16 protein-coding genes are annotated in these 17,113 nt (G+C 61.6%); 9 read left to right on the top strand and 7 right to left on the bottom strand.

Translation table 11 applies throughout. The features are described 5' to 3' along the window. Positions 1–9: 9 nt before the first annotated feature. Both ACFQDI_RS10415 and ACFQDI_RS10410 read left to right on the top strand, forming a co-directional pair. Positions 10–315 carry a hypothetical protein gene (locus tag ACFQDI_RS10415; protein WP_377166187.1) on the top strand — a complete coding sequence of 102 codons (306 nt, stop codon included), beginning with the start codon at positions 10–12 and terminating at the stop codon, positions 313–315. Next, the gene (locus ACFQDI_RS10410) at positions 312–1,382 is read left to right on the top strand and encodes an HD domain-containing protein (RefSeq protein WP_377166185.1); all 1,071 of its coding nucleotides are present in this window, start codon (positions 312–314) and stop codon (positions 1,380–1,382) included. The genes ACFQDI_RS10415 and ACFQDI_RS10410 overlap by 4 nt, the downstream gene beginning before the upstream one ends. Here the strand turns inward: ACFQDI_RS10410 and ACFQDI_RS10405 are convergent. Both ACFQDI_RS10405 and ACFQDI_RS10400 read right to left on the bottom strand, forming a co-directional pair. Then, complete coding sequence (locus tag ACFQDI_RS10405; protein WP_377166183.1) at positions 1,379–2,479, bottom strand: site-2 protease family protein; 1,101 nt, start codon at positions 2,477–2,479, stop codon at positions 1,379–1,381. The two genes, ACFQDI_RS10410 and ACFQDI_RS10405, sit on opposite strands and share 4 nt — an antisense overlap. Beyond that, entirely contained in the window at positions 2,476–4,341 is a 1,866-nt protein-coding gene (locus ACFQDI_RS10400; protein WP_377166181.1) for a SulP family inorganic anion transporter, read from the bottom strand. Before ACFQDI_RS10400 ends, ACFQDI_RS10405 begins: the two co-directional genes overlap by 4 nt. A 115-nt stretch (positions 4,342–4,456) precedes the next feature. Here ACFQDI_RS10400 and ACFQDI_RS10395 point away from each other — a divergent pair, with 115 nt between their 5' ends. Next, positions 4,457–4,753 carry a Smr/MutS family protein gene (locus ACFQDI_RS10395; protein WP_377166179.1) on the top strand — a complete coding sequence of 99 codons (297 nt, stop codon included), beginning with the start codon at positions 4,457–4,459 and terminating at the stop codon, positions 4,751–4,753. 6 nt (positions 4,754–4,759) lie between these two features. Here ACFQDI_RS10395 and ACFQDI_RS10390 read toward each other — a convergent pair whose 3' ends face one another. Then, positions 4,760–5,170 carry a hypothetical protein gene (locus tag ACFQDI_RS10390; protein WP_377166177.1) on the bottom strand — a complete coding sequence of 137 codons (411 nt, stop codon included), beginning with the start codon at positions 5,168–5,170 and terminating at the stop codon, positions 4,760–4,762. Positions 5,171–5,397: 227 nt separating this feature from the next. On the opposite strand from ACFQDI_RS10390, the gene tig reads away from it, so the two are divergent. After that, a complete protein-coding gene (tig, locus tag ACFQDI_RS10385) occupies positions 5,398–6,747 on the top strand; it encodes a trigger factor (protein WP_377166175.1) in 1,350 nt (449 codons plus the stop codon). A 63-nt stretch (positions 6,748–6,810) separates the two neighbouring features. Here the strand turns inward: tig and pelA are convergent, their stop codons facing one another. Together pelA and ACFQDI_RS10375 are read right to left on the bottom strand one after the other, a co-directional pair. Further along, positions 6,811–8,052 (bottom strand): pectate lyase, encoded by a 1,242-nt coding sequence (gene pelA / locus ACFQDI_RS10380; RefSeq protein WP_377166173.1) that lies wholly within the window; start codon positions 8,050–8,052, stop codon positions 6,811–6,813. Positions 8,053–8,175: 123 nt separating this feature from the next. Further along, the gene (locus ACFQDI_RS10375) at positions 8,176–8,352 is read right to left on the bottom strand and encodes an energy transducer TonB family protein (protein ID WP_377166579.1); all 177 of its coding nucleotides are present in this window, start codon (positions 8,350–8,352) and stop codon (positions 8,176–8,178) included. A gap of 201 nt (positions 8,353–8,553) precedes the next feature. Here ACFQDI_RS10375 and ACFQDI_RS10370 point away from each other — a divergent pair, with 201 nt between their 5' ends. Both ACFQDI_RS10370 and ACFQDI_RS10365 read left to right on the top strand, forming a co-directional pair. Beyond that, positions 8,554–10,500 (top strand): RecQ family ATP-dependent DNA helicase, encoded by a 1,947-nt coding sequence (locus ACFQDI_RS10370; protein ID WP_377166171.1) that lies wholly within the window; start codon positions 8,554–8,556, stop codon positions 10,498–10,500. Between the two features lie 58 nt (positions 10,501–10,558). Further along, entirely contained in the window at positions 10,559–11,809 is a 1,251-nt protein-coding gene (locus ACFQDI_RS10365) for an SGNH/GDSL hydrolase family protein (protein WP_377166169.1), read from the top strand. A 9-nt stretch (positions 11,810–11,818) separates the two neighbouring features. Here the strand turns inward: ACFQDI_RS10365 and ACFQDI_RS10360 are convergent, their stop codons facing one another. Next, the gene (locus ACFQDI_RS10360) at positions 11,819–13,378 is read right to left on the bottom strand and encodes a phospholipase D-like domain-containing protein (protein ID WP_377166167.1); all 1,560 of its coding nucleotides are present in this window, start codon (positions 13,376–13,378) and stop codon (positions 11,819–11,821) included. A gap of 72 nt (positions 13,379–13,450) precedes the next feature. On the opposite strand from ACFQDI_RS10360, the gene ACFQDI_RS10355 reads away from it, so the two are divergent. From ACFQDI_RS10355 to ACFQDI_RS10345, 3 genes are read left to right on the top strand one after another with little or no spacing between them, the layout of a single operon-like run. Continuing rightward, positions 13,451–14,209: a creatininase family protein gene (locus ACFQDI_RS10355; protein ID WP_377166165.1), complete on the top strand. Its 759-nt coding sequence runs from the start codon at positions 13,451–13,453 to the stop codon at positions 14,207–14,209. Between the two features lie 5 nt (positions 14,210–14,214). Next, complete coding sequence (locus tag ACFQDI_RS10350; RefSeq protein WP_377166163.1) at positions 14,215–15,459, top strand: MFS transporter; 1,245 nt, start codon at positions 14,215–14,217, stop codon at positions 15,457–15,459. Between the two features lie 6 nt (positions 15,460–15,465). Further along, complete coding sequence (locus ACFQDI_RS10345; protein ID WP_377166161.1) at positions 15,466–16,650, top strand: sialidase family protein; 1,185 nt, start codon at positions 15,466–15,468, stop codon at positions 16,648–16,650. On the opposite strand, the gene ACFQDI_RS10340 is transcribed toward ACFQDI_RS10345, so the two are convergent. Continuing rightward, on the bottom strand, positions 16,651–17,091 hold the full coding sequence (locus tag ACFQDI_RS10340) for a hypothetical protein (RefSeq protein WP_377166159.1): 441 nt from the start codon (positions 17,089–17,091) through the stop codon (positions 16,651–16,653). Between the last annotated feature and the right edge of the window lie 22 nt (positions 17,092–17,113).

The raw sequence follows: 17,113 nt of genomic DNA, 5'->3' as shown, positions 1-17,113 counted from the left end.
TGCGGTGCCATGCCAGAATTAAAATTCACCAGCACAGAGCCGCTTTGGATCGCTGCCTGGGCCGTTTACCTCCTGGTTTACTGCGCTACCCTCGCCTACCTGCTCAACCGCAGGCGCTTTGGGACTCCTGAGCGCATCCTTTGGTTTGTGGTCGTCACATTCGCGCCGGTGATCGGTATTCTGCTCTTCATGCTCATCAGCGAAGACGACAAAATTCCTGCCGCAGTCGCAGCGAAAAGCCGCGCTCCGCTTTCAGACACCGCTGGCACACCCTGGCAGCGCAACCCCGGCCATACCAAGGACGCCTCATCATGAGCGACCTGTTGCCAGACGACCTTGACCTGGTCTCCATCACCCAGCTCCGGCAGGTCGCCAATCAGTCGCCTCAGCCTTACCGGCTTCATCTGCAGGTCGAATCACGCATCGAAAAGACCACCAGCGCGGGCAGCCCGTTCTTCGAAGTGAAGCTGGTGGATGCGGCGGACTCTTTCATCTGGCGTGTTTTTGACAACAATCCGCTTTTTCAAGACGTGGCCAGGCTCGCGCGCAACACCTTCATCCAGCTCGCAGGACAGTGGGTGGAGGGCAAGTACGGCCTGGAGCCCCGGCAGGTGCAATGGCGCCCGCTTGCCGATGATGAGGCCAGTGCGCTGCTGCTGGGCGATCCCGAGCTCGCCTCTCGGCAGCATGCCGACTACGCAGACATCACCGCCTTTGTCAGCTCCATGCGGGACCCGCGTCTCTTGAAGCTCTGCCAGGTGTTCCTTGAGCGCCATGGCGAGCGCTTTCGCCGTACGGGCGCCGCGCGCAGAAATCATCATGCCCGCCGTGGCGGCCTCGTGGAGCATGTGGCGCAGATGATGCGCTGTGCGGCGGCCATCGCCGGCGTTTATCCTCAGCTGAACCGGGATCTGATGATCGCGGGCGTGCTGTTCCATGACTGCGGCAAGCTCTGGGAGAACGCCTATGTCGAGTCCGGCTTCGTCATGCCCTACAATCTCACGGCTGAGATGCTCGGCCACATCCCGCTGGGACTGGAGCTGGTGAACAAGCTCTGGCGGGATCTGCTGGAGGCTCCTGAGGCCGTGGGATGGACGGCTTTGGAGCCTGCCTCTGAGGTGGTGCGCCTGCACCTGCTGCATCTCATTGCGTCACATCATGGCACTCATGAGTTCGGCTCGCCCGTGCTGCCAAAGACACCGGAGGCCGTGGCGCTTCATCATGTGGACAACATTGACGCCAAGCTGGAAATGTTTCGGCGCGGGTATGCTGGCAGCAAGGAGCTTGCCCCCGGCATCTTCGAAAAGTTTGTCCCCTGGCCGGTGAACATTGTCGCGCCGCTGCCTGCGGTGCATCTGCCGCCGACGGAAAGCGTGCCTTAGGCGCGCAGTTTCATCAGCGCTGCACGCACCATGAGTGTCTCGCCCACGTTTTCGGTGGTGAGCAGGCCCACGAGCTTGTCGCTGATGGGATCCAGCACCGGTATGGCCGGGCCGTCGCTAGCATTCAAAGTTTCCAGCGCCTGGGCCAGTTCGCTCCCGGGCCGGGTGGACTCAGGGCAGGGGCGCATCACCTCCACCACCGGCTGGCCCGGTCCCTTTTCCGCCAGCGCAGAGATCAGATCATGCCGCGTCAGCATGCCCTGCATTCCGCCTTGGCCGTCGAGCACGGGAAAGTCCTGCTGCGTGCCGGCCAGCAGCAGCTCCACACCGTCTCTGAGCGTGGCATCCGGCGGCAGGCTGCGAAAATCCGTCAGCATGGCATCACGCACCCGCAGATTTCGGGTCGCCTCCTGCTGCGTGACCATCGCCGCCTCCTGGCCGGCAGCCATGAAAATGAAGAAGCAGATCAGCAGGATCATAGGATGAATGGAGTGGTTCAGCAGCATGTAGATGGCCACCATCATGGCGATGCCCTGTCCTATCGCCGCCGCACGCCGTGTCGCAGCGCTGTATTCCATAAACATGGCCATGGCAGCGCGCAGTACACGCCCTCCATCCATGGGAAAAGCGGGGATCAGGTTAAAGGCCACCATGAAGATGTTCCACATCATGAGCTTCTCGAAGAAATAGCCCGTCTTGAGAAAGTTGTAGTCCGGGTTGAATGCTGCGGTGATGCCCAGGCCCAGCCAGATGGCCGCCGCGATGATCACATTCACCAGCGGCCCGCTCACAGCTACCACCAGCTCCTGCGAGGGCTTGCGTGGCATGCGCTCCAGACGGGCCACGCCGCCGATGGGTAGCAGCGTGATGTCTGGCGTGCGAATCCCGTACCCCCTCGCGGCCAGCACATGGCCAAACTCATGCAGCACCACGCACGCAAACATGGTGGTGATGAACAGCGTCGACTCCAGGGCTGCGGCAGGCCCCTGGCCGGTGAAATAGCTCTGGCTCGCCACAAAAAGCAGCAGCAGCAGGAAGGTCACATGCACACGGACTTCCGTGCCGGCAAAAGTGAAGAGGCGGTAGGACCATTTCATGAGGATGCTGGGGATTGGGGGGATTTGGATGGGTCGTAGTAGATACGTACGTCGGCATCTTTGATGCCCAGAATCTCCTGGGCGCGGCGCAAGGCGTTGCGGGTGGAGAGATTCGGGTTGGACGGGCTGGCAGGGAAGAGATTGTCCTTGCCGATCACCTCCACCATACCCGCGCCTTTCAGCACACGGTACAGATCCTTCGACACACCGCTGACGATGAGATCACGCCCGTCCGCACGCAGGGCCCTCACCAGCTCCTCGATCGCCATGGCGCATGTGGCGTCGAGATGGCGGGCGTTTTTGAGCCGCAGGATGACAATTCTGAGGTTGGGATCCGTGCAGGAGCCCTGGATCTGCGTGCGGAACAAATCGGCCGAGGCAAAAAACAAATCCCCCTCCACATGCACGATCGAGATGGCCGGATGCTGCCTCCCCCCCTGGTTGGCTTCCGCCAGATTGCCTTCTGCATTAAAGACGTACTCCACCAGCGAGGGCTGGCTGGCCTTGTGCAGGTAGAGGATGATCGAGATGCCCACCCCGGTAAAGATCGCCACATGCAGCGGCACCAGCAGCGTGGCGATGAAGGTCGTGAGAAACACCACGGCATCTGCACCCGTGGCCCGCAGGGAGATGTGAATCTGCCGTTTGTTGATGAGCGCCACGGCCACGCAGATCACCATCGCGCCCAGTGCGGCTTTCGGGATGAAAGCCACCAGCGGGCCGATCGTCAGCGCCGCCACCAGGCACACCACGCCACTCACGATGGCAGACACCGGAGAGACCGCCCCGCTCTCATACGCTGCCAGCGAGCGTGTCAGTGAATGGGAGGCGGGCATGCCGCTGAGATAGGCGCAGGCCAGGTTTGCCGCGCCCAGGCTGAGCATGTCCTGGTTGGCGTCCACACTGTGCCCGGAGCGGCTGGCCAGCGTGCGGGCCATCGCCGAGTTCTCCAGCATGGCCACAAACGCCAGGGAAAGTGCCAGCCCGAAAAGCTGGCTGAACTGCGCCGAGGCCCTGCCGCTGGTGAAATCCGGAAACGGCGGCAGCAGCGTGCGCCAGGTAAAGGACAGGTCCGAATACGTGGCGATCTCCAGCCCTGCCTTGTTCATCATCAGCGCCAGCAGAGACATCAGGATCAGCGTCAGCGTCAGCGCCGGGAAGCGTTTGCCGAAGCGCTTCAGACCGTAGTAACAGCCGATGGCCAGCACGCAGATCAGCGCACTCGGCCAGTGGATGGCCTGCAGATTTCCCAGCACCTCGTGCAGATCGGAAACGAGCGTGCGCGCCGCGGGTTTGCCCGGTGGCGTGGCAATCTGCTGGCCCAGCACGACTGGCAGCTGGTGGGCAAACATCTGCAAGGCGGCGCCCGTCAGATAGGCCACCACCACCGCCCGGCTGATAAACCGCGCCATGTCCGCCACACGGAAATAGGCCCCAAAGATGAGCAGCGCGCCCACAAGAAACACCAGCATCGGCATCGAAGCCATCTGGTTCAGGTTGGGAAAAGAGGCGAAATAAGATGATACCATGAACGCCGTCGCATTCGTGGGCCCGTAAATGGAATGCCGCGAACTCATCAGCAGCGCGCCGACCACACACGCCACTGCCGAGCAGGTGATGCCATAGGCCAGCGGCAGCCCCGCCACCACGGCAAAGGCCATGCCCTGCGGGATGGCCAGCAGCGCACCGTCCAGCCCGCTCCGGCAGTCTGCCTTCAGCATTTCCCCGTCGTAACCCTTCAGCGTCTGCCTCAGCGGAAAAGGATCGAGATCACTGTCGGCTGCCACCGTTTGAATCCACGTCCGCCCCTGGCGTGCGAAGTCACGCAGCTGCTGAAACCATTCTCGTAGGTGGGAAAGCAAAAGAATCTCCTTGGAAGCGCTTGCCCCCAAGCTAGACCTCTCCGCAAAGATCACAAGCGCCGTGCACAGATACGATTGCTGCTGGACGCACGCCGCCGCCAAACCACCTTTCGGCATGCCTGCTGACGCTGATGAACCAATCCCCGAGGTGGTGGAGCACCCCATCGGTCCAGAGCTCGATTTGCATGCCTTTCTTCCTGCCGAAGTCGGCAGCCTGCTGCCTGAATACTTCGCCGAATGCCGCAAGCGTGGCATCCTCCGTGTACGCATCATCCATGGAAAAGGCAGCGGTTCCCTCAGAATGGGCGTGCATCAGCTGCTTCGGAAATCACCTGCGGTTCAGCAGTTTATCTGGCCTGCCGATGAAACGAGCGGCTCCTGGGGGGCGACGTGGGTGATTTTACAGCCCTGAAGAGACTCAAAGTTTCCAGTCCGCGCTTGTCCACACCCTGGGTTTGGCATTCTCCAGTTTTTCCAGATCCATAGGGGTGCTGTTTTTCACCTCCAGCCTCTGGCCACGGATTTCCAGGGTCAGCGTACCGGCCAGGTCGGCTTTTTCCAGCCAGAAGCGCAGGCGGATGTCTCCGGTGGTCTGTGCCTCGATGCTGGGTGGGCGCTCCACAGGGAGAATGAAAGGCGGCACTTCCTTGCCGGCGGCGTTGAGCAGGCGCACGTCTGGCGGCTGCATGGAAAGCGGCCGGGGGCTGGCATTCTTGTACCTCACTTCCAGATCCAGCCGGGCATTGCCAAAATCACGCTCCAGTGTGCAACGGCGCAGCCCCAGGGGCGCATCTGAGCTCATTTCGGCTTCGGCAGGGCCGGATTCCATCGGCTTTTGGGTCGGTTCAAACGACCACCAAATGGCGATTCCGCCTGCGATTAGCAGCAGCCAGACCTCAAATCTCTGAAAAATACGCATAAATGGTTGGATCGTGGACCTCGTTCTCTGTTTGTCAAAACCGTCAAACTGTCTATCATGCGCGCCCCTCCGGCCCGGACGCGGCTCCCACCGCCCGGCTTTTGGGATGGAAAACACCTCGCCCTAACCTCTTTCTCATGAACATCAACGTCGAACATCAGCCCAACTGCCGCGCCGTCGCCCACGTCCGCGTTCCTGCCGACCGTGTCGGTAAAGAACGTGACGAGATCATCACCTACTTCGCCAGCATGGTGCGCCTCCCCGGCTACCGCCCTGGCAAAACCCCCAAGACCATTGTCGCCAAGCGCTATGAAAACGAGGTGAAGGACGAACTCGAGAAAAAGCTCATCAGCGAAGGCCTGCGCCAGGCCGTCAAGAGCGAAGGCCTCGAGCTCCTCAACGTCCTCGCCGTGAATGACAAGATGTATCACGACACGGACAAGAGCTTCAGCTTCACCATTGAGATGAGCCTTGCTCCCAAGTTTGAGCTGCCCGAGTACACCGGCATTCCGGTCAAGCTCCCGCGTATCGAAGTCACCGACGCGGATGTGGACCACGATCTTCTTCACCTGCGCGAGCACCAGGCCACCTATGAAGACGTGGACCGTGTCGCCGCCGTGGGTGATGTCGTGGTGCTCAGCGTCACCGGCAGCCTGGACGGCCAGCCACTCGGCGAAGCCATGCCGGACGCCCCCGCTCATCTCAAGGAGATGAAGGAAAACTGGTTCCTCCTGGCTGAAGAGGACGATTTCCTCCCCGGCTTCTACGCAGGCCTTGTCGGCATCGCCAAGGATGATGAGCGCACGCTCAACATCACCCTTGCGGACGACTTCGGCTTTGAGGCTCTGCGCGGCAAGACCATCGCCCTCGCGGTGAAATGCCACGGCGTGAAGAACAAGGTCGTGCCTGAGCTGACAGAAGAGCTCATCAAGAAAGTCGGCGGTGATGAAATGACCCTCGAAACCCTGCGCGAAGAAGTGAAGAATGCCATCCGCCGCCGCCGTGAGCAGGCCCGCGATGCCGCCAAGTCCAACCAGGTCATCGCCCATCTGTTTGAGAAGGTGGAGTTTGAGCTTCCCCAGGAAGTCGTGAATCGCGAAGCCCAGCGCCGCACCAATGAAATCGCCCAGCGCGCCATGCAGCAGGGCATCGGTGAAGAGGAGCTGGTGAAGCAGCAGGACGAAATCCTCAACAGCGCCACCAATCAGGCCCGCCAGAATGTCAAAGTCAGCTTCATCCTGGAGCAGGTCGCCAAGAAGGAGGCCCTCGAAGTCCCAGGCCAGAAGATTGCCATGGCTCTGGCCCAGATCGCCGAGCGTCAGAAAATGCCCGCGAAGAAGTTCATGGCCGAGGCGCAGAAGAACGGTCTCATCGACAACGTCCGCGCAGATCTGCTCCTGCAGGAGGCCATGGAGTTCATCAAATCCAAGGCCGTCGTTGAAGAAACCGATCCCGAGCCGGAACACTGCGACGTGCACAGCAAGTAACCCTTAGCGACCCGTCAAAGGTCAATCCATGGCCAAGGTGGCTGCAAAGCTGCCTTGGCCATTTTATTTGGCTTTTTCGAGTCGCTGTTTCCAGCGTGCAGACTCTTTCTCCATCAGTTCCTTCGGGCGTGTGCTGAAGAAATCGTAGGCCACTTTGTTCTTGACGGCCATCTCGTGGAAGGTGGGATAGACGATGCCGTCCTCCGCACCGGCAAAGATGGGCTTGCCGGTTTTGAGATCGTAAAAGCGTGACCAGATCACGTCGGTGCAGGCCGGGTCGTCGATATAGTCGGTCTTGCCGTCGGCTGTTTTGCTTTTGCGCAGGCCGGTGAGCTTGTGGCTTTCAAACCACTTCATGGCGGAGTCGACTGCGGCGACGACTTCAGGCGTGGTGGGGCCGCTGCGCATGAGAAACTTCACCAGGTTGGCGGACTCTCCGCCGCTCAGGGAGGGCGGTTCTTTGGCCCGCGCTTTGACCGGTGCCAGTGTCAGCGGATGGTGCTGCGCACACCAAACGGTAGGCGTGCCGTCGATTTTGACCTGCATGGCGACGATGTTGGAGACGCCTTTGTCGAACGCTGCCCGCGCGCGCTGTTTCAGGGTATCGTCCGCGAAGGCGAAGAGCTTCTCACCCTTCGCCACTGCCAGCAGCAGCTCCAGCACGTGCACCATGGCGTCATCGTTTAGCGTGATGGCCTCGTGGTACCCGCGTTCAATGGGGTAGTTCTGCGGCCAGCCTCCGTTGGGATATTGAGCGGCAAACACATAGTCCAGCCCCTTGAGCAGCGCCGCTTTCACATCCTCGCGCTTGGTGGCGGTGAAGACGCCTGCCAGGAATTTCAGCTGCTCGGTGGTGGTGCGGTTGTCAAAGGTGCCGCAGTAGTGCCAGGCATCGCCTTTCTGCGCCGTCCAGTGCGTGCCGGGCTGGCGTGGCCCCTGGGAGTAATCGACCGCCTTTGACCAGCCTCCCGTGGGTGTCTGGTAGCTGATCACGATCTCCGCCAGCTTCTGGTTCTCGGTGCTGCCAAACCACTCGGCGGGCGTGTCGCTGTCGAACTCAAACTCCTTGCGGTTGCCCGGGGCAGGCACGAATTTTTCCATTCCGGCCTTCTGGCATTCCTCGGCGAGGATGCGTCGCTCGCTGGCGGCGGCTTCGCGGGATTTGGAGATGTGGGAGGTCCACTGCGCGCGCTTCGCCTCCGGCAGCTGGGCCAGCAGTTCGTCCGTGAGCATCGTAAACGGTTTTTCCTCGGCCACGACGGCGGTGACAAGCACAAGCTGCAGGAACAACGAGCGTAAGATCATGCAAAAAGCGTAACCGGTCCTTTCTGCGGCACGAATCGTATTTTCTGATGCCCGCCATTGCGTCGGCTTATCCTGGACTGGCGGGAGCGCAGCCCTGTGATGCAGCAGCGTTCGCTGACCGCATCACTTTAAGGTAAAGTTCATTGGAACTGTGTAGGCGCCGGCCTTGCCGGCTGGCCAGCGCCAGTTCTTCCGCACCGACTCCATTGCCTGGTGGTCCAGCGTGTCGGATCCCGAACTCCGCTCAATTTTAACGGCGGTCGGAGTCCCATCCTCTGCAACTTGGATGCGTAACCTCATCTGTCCCGGCGGGTGTGGCTCTGCAGGGAGTGCCGCTTTTGAAGCTGCGGAGTGTGCTCGCTTCTGCGGGGCGGTACACCCCATGCCGGAGACGGCCATCATTAGCAGAATTGAAATGGTAAAATGTTTGAGCATGGGAAGAAGTCGTGGTGGGCAAGGTTTGCATTGCAAGCTGAAGTCCGCACGTGCCATGTGTGCTGCATGCCCCACGATCTCCACGCCGCCCTCAAACAGCACTTTGGCCACAAGGCCTTTCGTGCTGGGCAGGAGCAGGTGATGGAGTCCCTGCTCGCAGGAAGAAGCGCGCTGGCGTTGTTCCCGACCAGCGCGGGCAAATCGCTCTGCTACCAGTTGCCCGCGCTGCTCATGGAGGGCGTCACCCTTGTCATCTCTCCCCTCATTGCCCTCATGAAGGACCAGGTGCAGGCCCTGCGTGCGCGTGGCATTGCAGCCGCACGTCTGGACTCCTCTCTCTCAGCCGATGAAGCAGCACAGGTCTTCGACGACATGCGCACCGGCACGCTGAAGCTGCTCTACATCGCCCCGGAGCGGCTCATGAACGAAAACTTCGTCGAGCGGCTCAAGCGCCTGCGCATCGCCATGATGGCGGTGGACGAGGCGCACTGCATCTCCGAGTGGGGCCACAACTTCCGTCCGGAATACCTGCGCCTCGCGCTCGTGGCAAAGGAGCTCGGCATCAAGCCCGTACTCGCCCTCACCGCTACCGCCACACCCTCGGTCGCTGCGGACATTCGCAAGGCCTTTGGCATCGAGCAGGAGGATCATGTGCAGACCTCCTTTCTGCGGCCCAACCTTCATTTTCGCATCACGCCCTGCGCCGCGCCGCAGCGCCTGCCCGTGCTTACCAAGCTCCTGCTCAAGCGCAAGGTGCCCTCCATCGTCTATGTCACCCTGCAAAACACCGCCGAGCACGTGGCCACGCATTTGCAGAAAAATGGCGTGAACGCCCTGGCCTATCACGCCGGGTTGCCTGATGAGCACCGTCACGCCGCGCAGGATGCTTTCATGACGGGGCAGACGGATGTCATCGTCGCCACCATCGCCTTTGGCATGGGCATCGACAAGGCGGACATCCGTGCGGTCTATCACTACAACCTGCCCAAGACCCTCGAAAACTACTCGCAGGAAACCGGCCGTGCCGGGCGCGATGGCAAGACCTCCGTCTGCGAGCTGCTCGCCTGCGCGGACGACTGCATCGTGCTGGAAAACTTCACCTTTGGCGACACCCCCACACCGCAGGCCATCCGCCAGCTTCTCGATCATCTGCTGCTGCAGGGCACGGAGTTTGATGTCTCCATGTACGATCTCGCCCATGCCACGGACATCCGCCCGCTGGTCATCGAGACGGTCATCACGAATCTTGAGCTCGATGGCATCCTGCGCCCGCTCGGCTCGTTTTACGCCAGCTATCAGTTCCGCTTCATCCAGCCGGAGCAGCGCGTCCTGTCCGGTCACAAGCCGGAGCGTCAGGCCTTCCTGCGCCGGCTGTTTCAGTGTGGCAAACGCGGCACCAAATGGACCACGCTCAATCCGGATGAAGCCGCCGCCGAGCTCAATGAACCACGTGACCGCGTGCTCAAGGCGCTGACCTGGCTGCAGGAGTCTGGCGATATCGAGCTCAAGCCCAGCGGCAGCCGCCAGAAGTATCGCCTCGCCGAAGACGCCAATCGTCGCGACCCCAGGGAGATCACCAAAAAAATGCAGCACCTCTTTGCCGAGCGCGAGCGCCGCGATGTCGAGCGCTTGAACGAGGTCCTGAACTTCGCCCGGCACCGTGGCTGCCTGACCCGCTGGCTTCTTCATTACTTCGGCGAAGAAATGGCTGCCGACTGCGGCACCTGCACCAGCTGCAAGGAGCGTGAAAAGGGCATCGCTGCCGACGCACCACGTGACATTCCGCAGTCCGCCCCGCCGCCGATCACCGTCCAGCATGTGGCGGCCATCCGTGAACTGGTGGATGAAGGTCACGCCGCGCTGCGCAGCTCCCGCCAGCTCGCCCGTTTCCTGTGCGGCCTCACCAGCCCGGCCACCACCCGCGCGCGCCTCGGCCGGCATGAATCCTTCGGCCTGCTGGAGCGCATCCCGTTTGGCGATGTGCTCGCGCAGACGGAAACCATGCTGGGATAAGATTTTCTTGCCAGATCACCCGTTTTTCGGAGGTATCACCTCTCTCCATTCAACCATCATGCGCATTCTCCCGCTTCTTTCCCTCTTCCTCGCCGCCGTCAGCCTTCGCGCCGAGTCCATCCTGCCGCCTAACGCCCGTGTCGCTGTCATTGGTGACAGCATCACCGAGCAGAAGATCTATTCCAAATACATCGAGACCTACCTGCTGGCCTGCACGGGTCGCAGCGACATCAAAGTGTTCCAGTTCGGCTGGAGCGGCGAGCGTGCCGGCGGTTTCGCCGCGCGTCTCGAAAACGACCTCGCCGTCTTCAATCCCAATGTCGCCACCACCTGCTACGGCATGAATGACGGCAGCTACCGGCCCTACGCCCCCGAAGTCGGTGCCGAGTATGAGAAGAACATGCGTCTGGTGATCGACGGTCTGAAAAAAGTCGGCGTGAAGGCCATGGCCATCGGCTCACCCGGCGGAGTGGACCCGGATTACTTCAAGAAAAACGTCACCGGCCAGGACTACAACGACAACCTCGCCCACCTGCGCGACATCGCCAAAAAGCTCGCCGAAGAAAACAAGCAGCCCTTCGCCAACGTGCACGACACCATGATGAGCGCCCTTAGCAAGTCGAAGGCCGCGCTTGGCAAGGAGTACGGCCCCTTTGGCGGCGACGGCTTCCACCCCGCACCTGCAGGCCAGCTCCTCATGGCGCAGGCCTTCCTGAAAGCACTCGGCTTTGACGGCGACATTGGCCGCATCACCATTGACATGAAAGGCCCCAACACCGCCAGCACCGGCCACACGGTCAAAGGCCTGCAGCTTGGCAGCGTGACGCTGGAGAGTACCAAGTGGCCCTTCGTGTTTGACGCAGACCCCAAATCCGCAGGCAGCAATCGCAGCATCCTTCCTTTCACCAGCTTCAACGAGGACCTCAACCGCTTCACGCTGCGGGTGGTGAATCTTGCCACCGACAAGGCGAAAGTCACCTGGGGCAGCCAGAGCAAGGAATTCACCCGCGACCAGCTCACGGCAGGGGTCAACCTCGCCGCCGAGTTCGCCAAGACGCCGTTTGATGACGCCTTCGCCGGCCTGACAGCCGCCATCACCCAGAAAGAGGCCTTTGAAACCGTCCTGGTCAAAAACCTCGTCACCCATATGCGCGTGATCGCCGCTGAAGCTGCCGAAGATCCCAAAGTGGCCGAGGCGCTCACAAAGTTGAAGAAAAAGCTCGCCGATGAGCACGCCAAGCAGGACGCCAACGTGCGCAAGTTCATCAAGCCCGTCACTCACACGATCAAGGTCGAGGAGATCCGCTGAGGCGGGCGCTTACAGAAAGTCTTCCCAGGGCAGGCAGCGGTAAAAGCAGTACACCAGCCGCCGGAGCAACGGTGCATCCGGCTCCATGCGGTGAACCGAGCGCCAGCCACTGGGAAGCTGCCCCGTCCAGAGAATGGAGCCGTTGGCCGCGCGTCTGACGCGCCAGCTGTTTTCCGGCTGCAAATCCTTCATCAGGTAAGCCTTCATGCGGGCCGCGAACGCCGCACTGCGGATGATCACCCCCGTCTCCGTGTTGATGTATTTGGAGCGGGGGTCCATGTTGTAAGAGCCGATGAAGGAGACGCTGTCGTCCACGACAAAGCCTTTCGTGTGCATGCCCAGGGGAGTGAGCCTGCGGGCGTGGATGTAGTCTTTGCGGCCGGCCGCATGCGCGTTGAGCTCATGCAGGCTGACACCGCAGTCCAGCACCCCTGCGCGCCGGTTGGCTATGCCCGCCATCGCAGCCACTCCGTCGATGGAAGCCAGGGAGTTCGTCAGCACCTGCACCTGCACTCCCCGTTGGGTGGCTGATCTCAGCAGCTCCAGCGTGTCGTTTTGAGGGATGAAGTAGGCGGCATGCATCACCACTTGAGACCTGGACTTTCTCACCGCAGTTTCGATGCTGCGCCACACCGGCGAGGTGGTTTGTCCCTGACGCATCATGCGCTCCGGCGGGTCCGCCACAAACTCGTATTCCGCCCAGATCATGCGGTTCACGAGTTGGTGCAGAATGTCCAGAGACTCTGTCCGGTTCAGCGCGAGCGGGTAGGGGCGTCCGCTTTTGGAGGCCAGTGCGCGCTTCTTGCGCATCACGTGCCTGCGCAGGTCGCGCAGCTTTTCACGTTCACGCTCCGTGATTTTGGCCTGGTCCCCCATGCGCGTCAGCGGGGACTTCCAGTACAGCTCAAACGATCTCGCTGCGGCGCCCACCACCGGTCCGGCGCCGATGAAGTCCAGATCACGCATGTTGTGCTGACGGTGGATGCCAAAATACGTGTCACCCAGGTTGCGGCCACCACCCATGACAAGGGTGCCGTCTGCGATCATGATCTTGTTGTGCATGCGGCTCTGCATGCGGTCGATCTCACCGATCACCGGGATGGGGTTTCCGGCAAAAATCCCCTTCAAATCTGTGAGCGGATTGAAAAAGGCTACCTGGATGTTCGGGTGCGCGGCCAGCGCCGCCGAGCTGACCTCCACCTGGGCGTCATAGGTGTTGTCCAGCAGCAGCCGTATCTTCACGCCACGGTCAGCCGCCGCCAGCAGGCGGTCGGCAAAGGTGGTGCCGGTTACATCGTCTCTCCAGATGTAGTACTGCAGATCCAGCGTGCGCTGCGCAGCCTCCACCATCGCCAGCCTTGCGGTAAAAGATTCGCGCCCGTCTGGCAGCATTTCAAATCCTGACGTGCCCCGTCGGCGGACCGTGTGCTGGCGGCAGGCATGCGCGATGGTTTCCTGGCTGACCAGTCCCACCGTGGGAAGGGCGGCGGCATGGGGATCGGCTGTCCCGCAGGATGCCAGGACCAGAATGAGTGTTCCACAAACCAGCAGACGGGGCCACGATGTCATTCGCTATGATTCCAGTTCGCCACAAAGACGCAAGTTCATCAAAAAATGAATCACCAGCGGCGTTTAAATCGCATGCTCTTGGCAGATCTCTCCTGGCCCGCAGTGGCCGCTCTCGACAAAAACACCCCCATCATCTTTCCCGTTGCCGCTCTGGAGCAGCACGGGCGGCACATGCCGGTCTTTACCGACAGCATGCTCACCAACGAACTCGTCCGCCGCACCGAGGCCGCGCTGGGAGAGCGTGTGCTCATCGCGCCGCTGACGTGGCTGGGAAACTCCCACCATCACATGGACTTCCCCGGCACGCTCTCGGCGGAGCCGCGCCTCTATCTCGATCTTCTCAACGGGCTCATGGAAAACTTCATCGCTCATGGCTTCAAGCGCCTCGTCTTCCTCAACGGCCACGGCGGCAACGACATCCCCGGCAAGCAGGCGGTGTTTGAGACTCGGCAGAAGTACCGCGACCGCAAAGATCTCCTCCTCCTCTTTGCCACCTACTGGAACCTCGGCGCCGAGCCCTGGACCCGCGACCCTTCCATCCAGCAGCGCGTCATGGGCCACGCCTGCGAATGGGAGACCAGCATGGTGCTGCGTCTGCGCCCCGAACTCGTCGGCGATCTGACCAAGACGAACGACGTGCCCTTTGGCAATCCCTTCGAGCCCGCCTCACGCGGCTGGATCATGACGGACCGCAGCGAGCCCGGCCATGTGGGAGATCCCCGCTCCGCCACAGCGGAAAAAGGCGAGGTGCTCTTCCAGTGCTTCAGCGAGACGGTGGTCAGCCTGTTGGAGCGTGTCATTGCCTGGGATGGAAGGAGCTGGGAAGGATAAACCGCATGAGTGCCGCCCCTCGCTCCTCCCTTTGGAAATGGTACCTCTGTGGCCTGCTGCTGCTGGCCACGACGATTAATTACATGGACCGGCAGACGCTGGCAAATGCGGCCACGCGTGTGACGAAGGAGTTTCATCTCTCGCAGGAGCAGTATGGCGATGTGGAGCTGGCCTTTGGCTGGGCGTTTGCCGTGGGCTCGCTGTTGTTTGGCTTTCTCGCGGACCGGGTCAAGGTCTACTGGCTCTACCCCGTGGTGCTCAGCGGCTGGTCGCTCATGGGCATCGCTTCGGCTCATACAAACGGCTACTGGCCTCTGCTGCTGTGCCGGGTGCTGCTGGGCTTTTTTGAGGCGGGTCACTGGCCCTGCGCACTGAAGACCACCTTTGCGCTGCTGGAGCCCAAGGACCGCACCATGGGCAACAGCGTGCTGCAGAGCGGCGCCTCCATCGGCGCGGTGGTCACTCCGCCTCTGATGATCTGGCTCATGACGGACGAGCTCTCCAGCTGGCGGCGAGCCTTTGAGGCCATCGGCTACATCGGGCTGGTATGGGTGGTGGTGTGGTTCCTGTCCATGCGCAAAAACGACCTGGATGTGAAGGTGGAGGACGACCCCTCCAAGCGCGAGAGCCTGTCGGATATCCTGCTCGGAGGCCGCTTCTGGGCGCTGGCGCTGCTGATCTTTGGTGCGCAGACCTGCTGGCACCTCTTCCGCGTGTGGCTGCCCAAGTTCATGCAGGAGGGGCGTGGCTACCCCGAGGTGGAGGCGCTGGCCTTCAATTCGGCCTACTACATCGGCACGGATGTCGGCTGCATCATGGCGGGGTTCATCTCCCTGTGGTTGGCGCGGCGCTTTGGCCTCTCGGCGCATGGTGCGCGGCGTTGGGTGTATGCGGGCGCGTGCGTGCTCACCTCCTTCAGTGTGCTGCTCTTCTGGCTGCCCAAAGGCTGGCCGCTGATCGGTGCGCTGCTGTGCGTCGGCGCCGGCGCGCTGGCGCTTTTCCCCTGCTACTACAGCTTTGTGCAGGAGCTTTCAGACCGGCACGTGGGCAGGCTCACCGGCCTGCTGAGCACCTGGGTGTGGGCGGTGTCCTCACCCATGCACAAGCTCTTTGGCAGGCTGGTGGACGAAACCAAATCCTTCGACCTCGGCATGGCGCTCGCAGGCCTCGCCCCATGGCTCGGCGTCATCGCCATGAAGCTGCTGTGGGACAGGCAAACGCCGAAGGACACAGCGGCGTCAGCACGTTGAGTGCACATGATCCGTCACCTCCTCCCTGCGCTCCTGGTCGCCTCAGCGCTTCACGCTGCCGACCCGTATGATCTGAAGCTCGAAACCATCACCCAGGGCTACGATGGCAAGACGTGCTGGGTGCACCCGCGCGCAGGCGCCATCCCCGGCAGCACGCCGCAGGTAGTGCTGACGATGCAGAAGCTGCTGCTCACCGGCAGCGATGTGTTCTACGCGCTGAACCACGTCAGCACAGCGGACATGGCCCGCACCTGGACGCAGCCTGTCGAAAACACGGACACCTTGGGCCGACGTGAAGAAGCGAGCGGCGTCATCGTGGCGGCATGTGACTTCACTCCCAAGTGGCACGCCAAATTCGGCAAGCTTCTCGGCATCGGCCACACAGTGCGCTATTCGGACGACAAGGTCATTCACGAGCGTCCGCGTGAGACCTGCTTCTCCGTCTATGATCCCCAGCGCAACACCTGGTCTCCCTGGGCCACGCTCGCCATGCCCGCAGATCCCAAGTTTTACAACGCAGGCGCGGGCTGCGTGCAGCGCGTGGACCTGGAAAATGGAGACATTCTGCTGCCCATCTACTTCAAGGGCCAGGGAGACAAATACTACCGTGTGACCGTGCTGCGCTGCAGCTTTGACGGCAGCACACTGCGCTTTCTGGAGCAGGGAAATGACATCGCTCTGGAATCCGGGCGCGGTGTGTATGAGCCTTCCCTGATCCGCAGCGGCGGGAAGTTCTACCTCACTCTGCGCAACGATACCGCCGGATACGTGTGCAGCAGCGGCGACGGCCTGCACTTCAGCACGCCGAAACGCTGGGACTGGAGCGACGGCGGCGATTTGGGAAACTACAACACCCAGCAGCACTGGGTGGCGCACAAGGACCGTCTCTATCTCGTTTACACCCGCAAAGGCGCCCATAACGACCACGTCTTCCGCCATCGCGCCCCGTTGTTCATGGCGGAGGTGGACAAAGACATGCTCACCGTGAAGCGCGAAACCGAACGCATTCTGGTGCCCGAGCGCGGCGCACGCCTCGGTAACTTCGGCATCTGTGAAGTCAGTGAAAACGAGACCTGGGTCACCGTGGCCGAGTGGATGCAGAAAAACGGCCCGGACTACGTCATCAAGCCCGGCAACAAGTACGGCGCGGACAACAGCGTCTATGCCGCCCGCATCCTTTGGCGGGACTGATCATTCCAGATACTCGCCCTCCACCACTTCCTCCTCCGCCTCGCCGTCCTGGGTTTCGTGAATGGCGCTGGAAATCACACGCTCGGTCACTTCATCGAGGTAGGTTTGCAGCACCTTGCTGAGCTCCAGAAACTCCGGCCACAGCGTCTCCTCCACAAAGCTGCGCGGCACGCGGACCATGACAGTGTTCCGGCGCTGGCGCGTGTAGCGGTACGGCCTGAGCTCGTAGCGGCGCAGCAGGGCGGTGAAGAGTTTTTTCGACCACCCGTCGGTCAGGGTGAATTTGTACTCGATGGGCCGTTCCACCCTGGCGGCTTCGCCGATGCGGCGCTTGATGCGTGCCAGGGCATCTGCCGCCGCCTCCTTTTCCCCCGGCGTGGCCGCGCCTGCATACAGGCGCTCGATCTTGGCAAGTTTGTCGAGGAGGTCCTGTTCGCGCATGCAGGTTCTTTCTCAAACCTGG

It is taken from the genome of Prosthecobacter fluviatilis (genome assembly GCF_042655725.1).
Taxonomy (GTDB): domain Bacteria; phylum Verrucomicrobiota; class Verrucomicrobiia; order Verrucomicrobiales; family Verrucomicrobiaceae; genus Prosthecobacter; species Prosthecobacter fluviatilis.
Note: the sequence above shows the minus strand (reverse complement) of the source record. Positions and strands in the feature narration are given on the sequence as shown.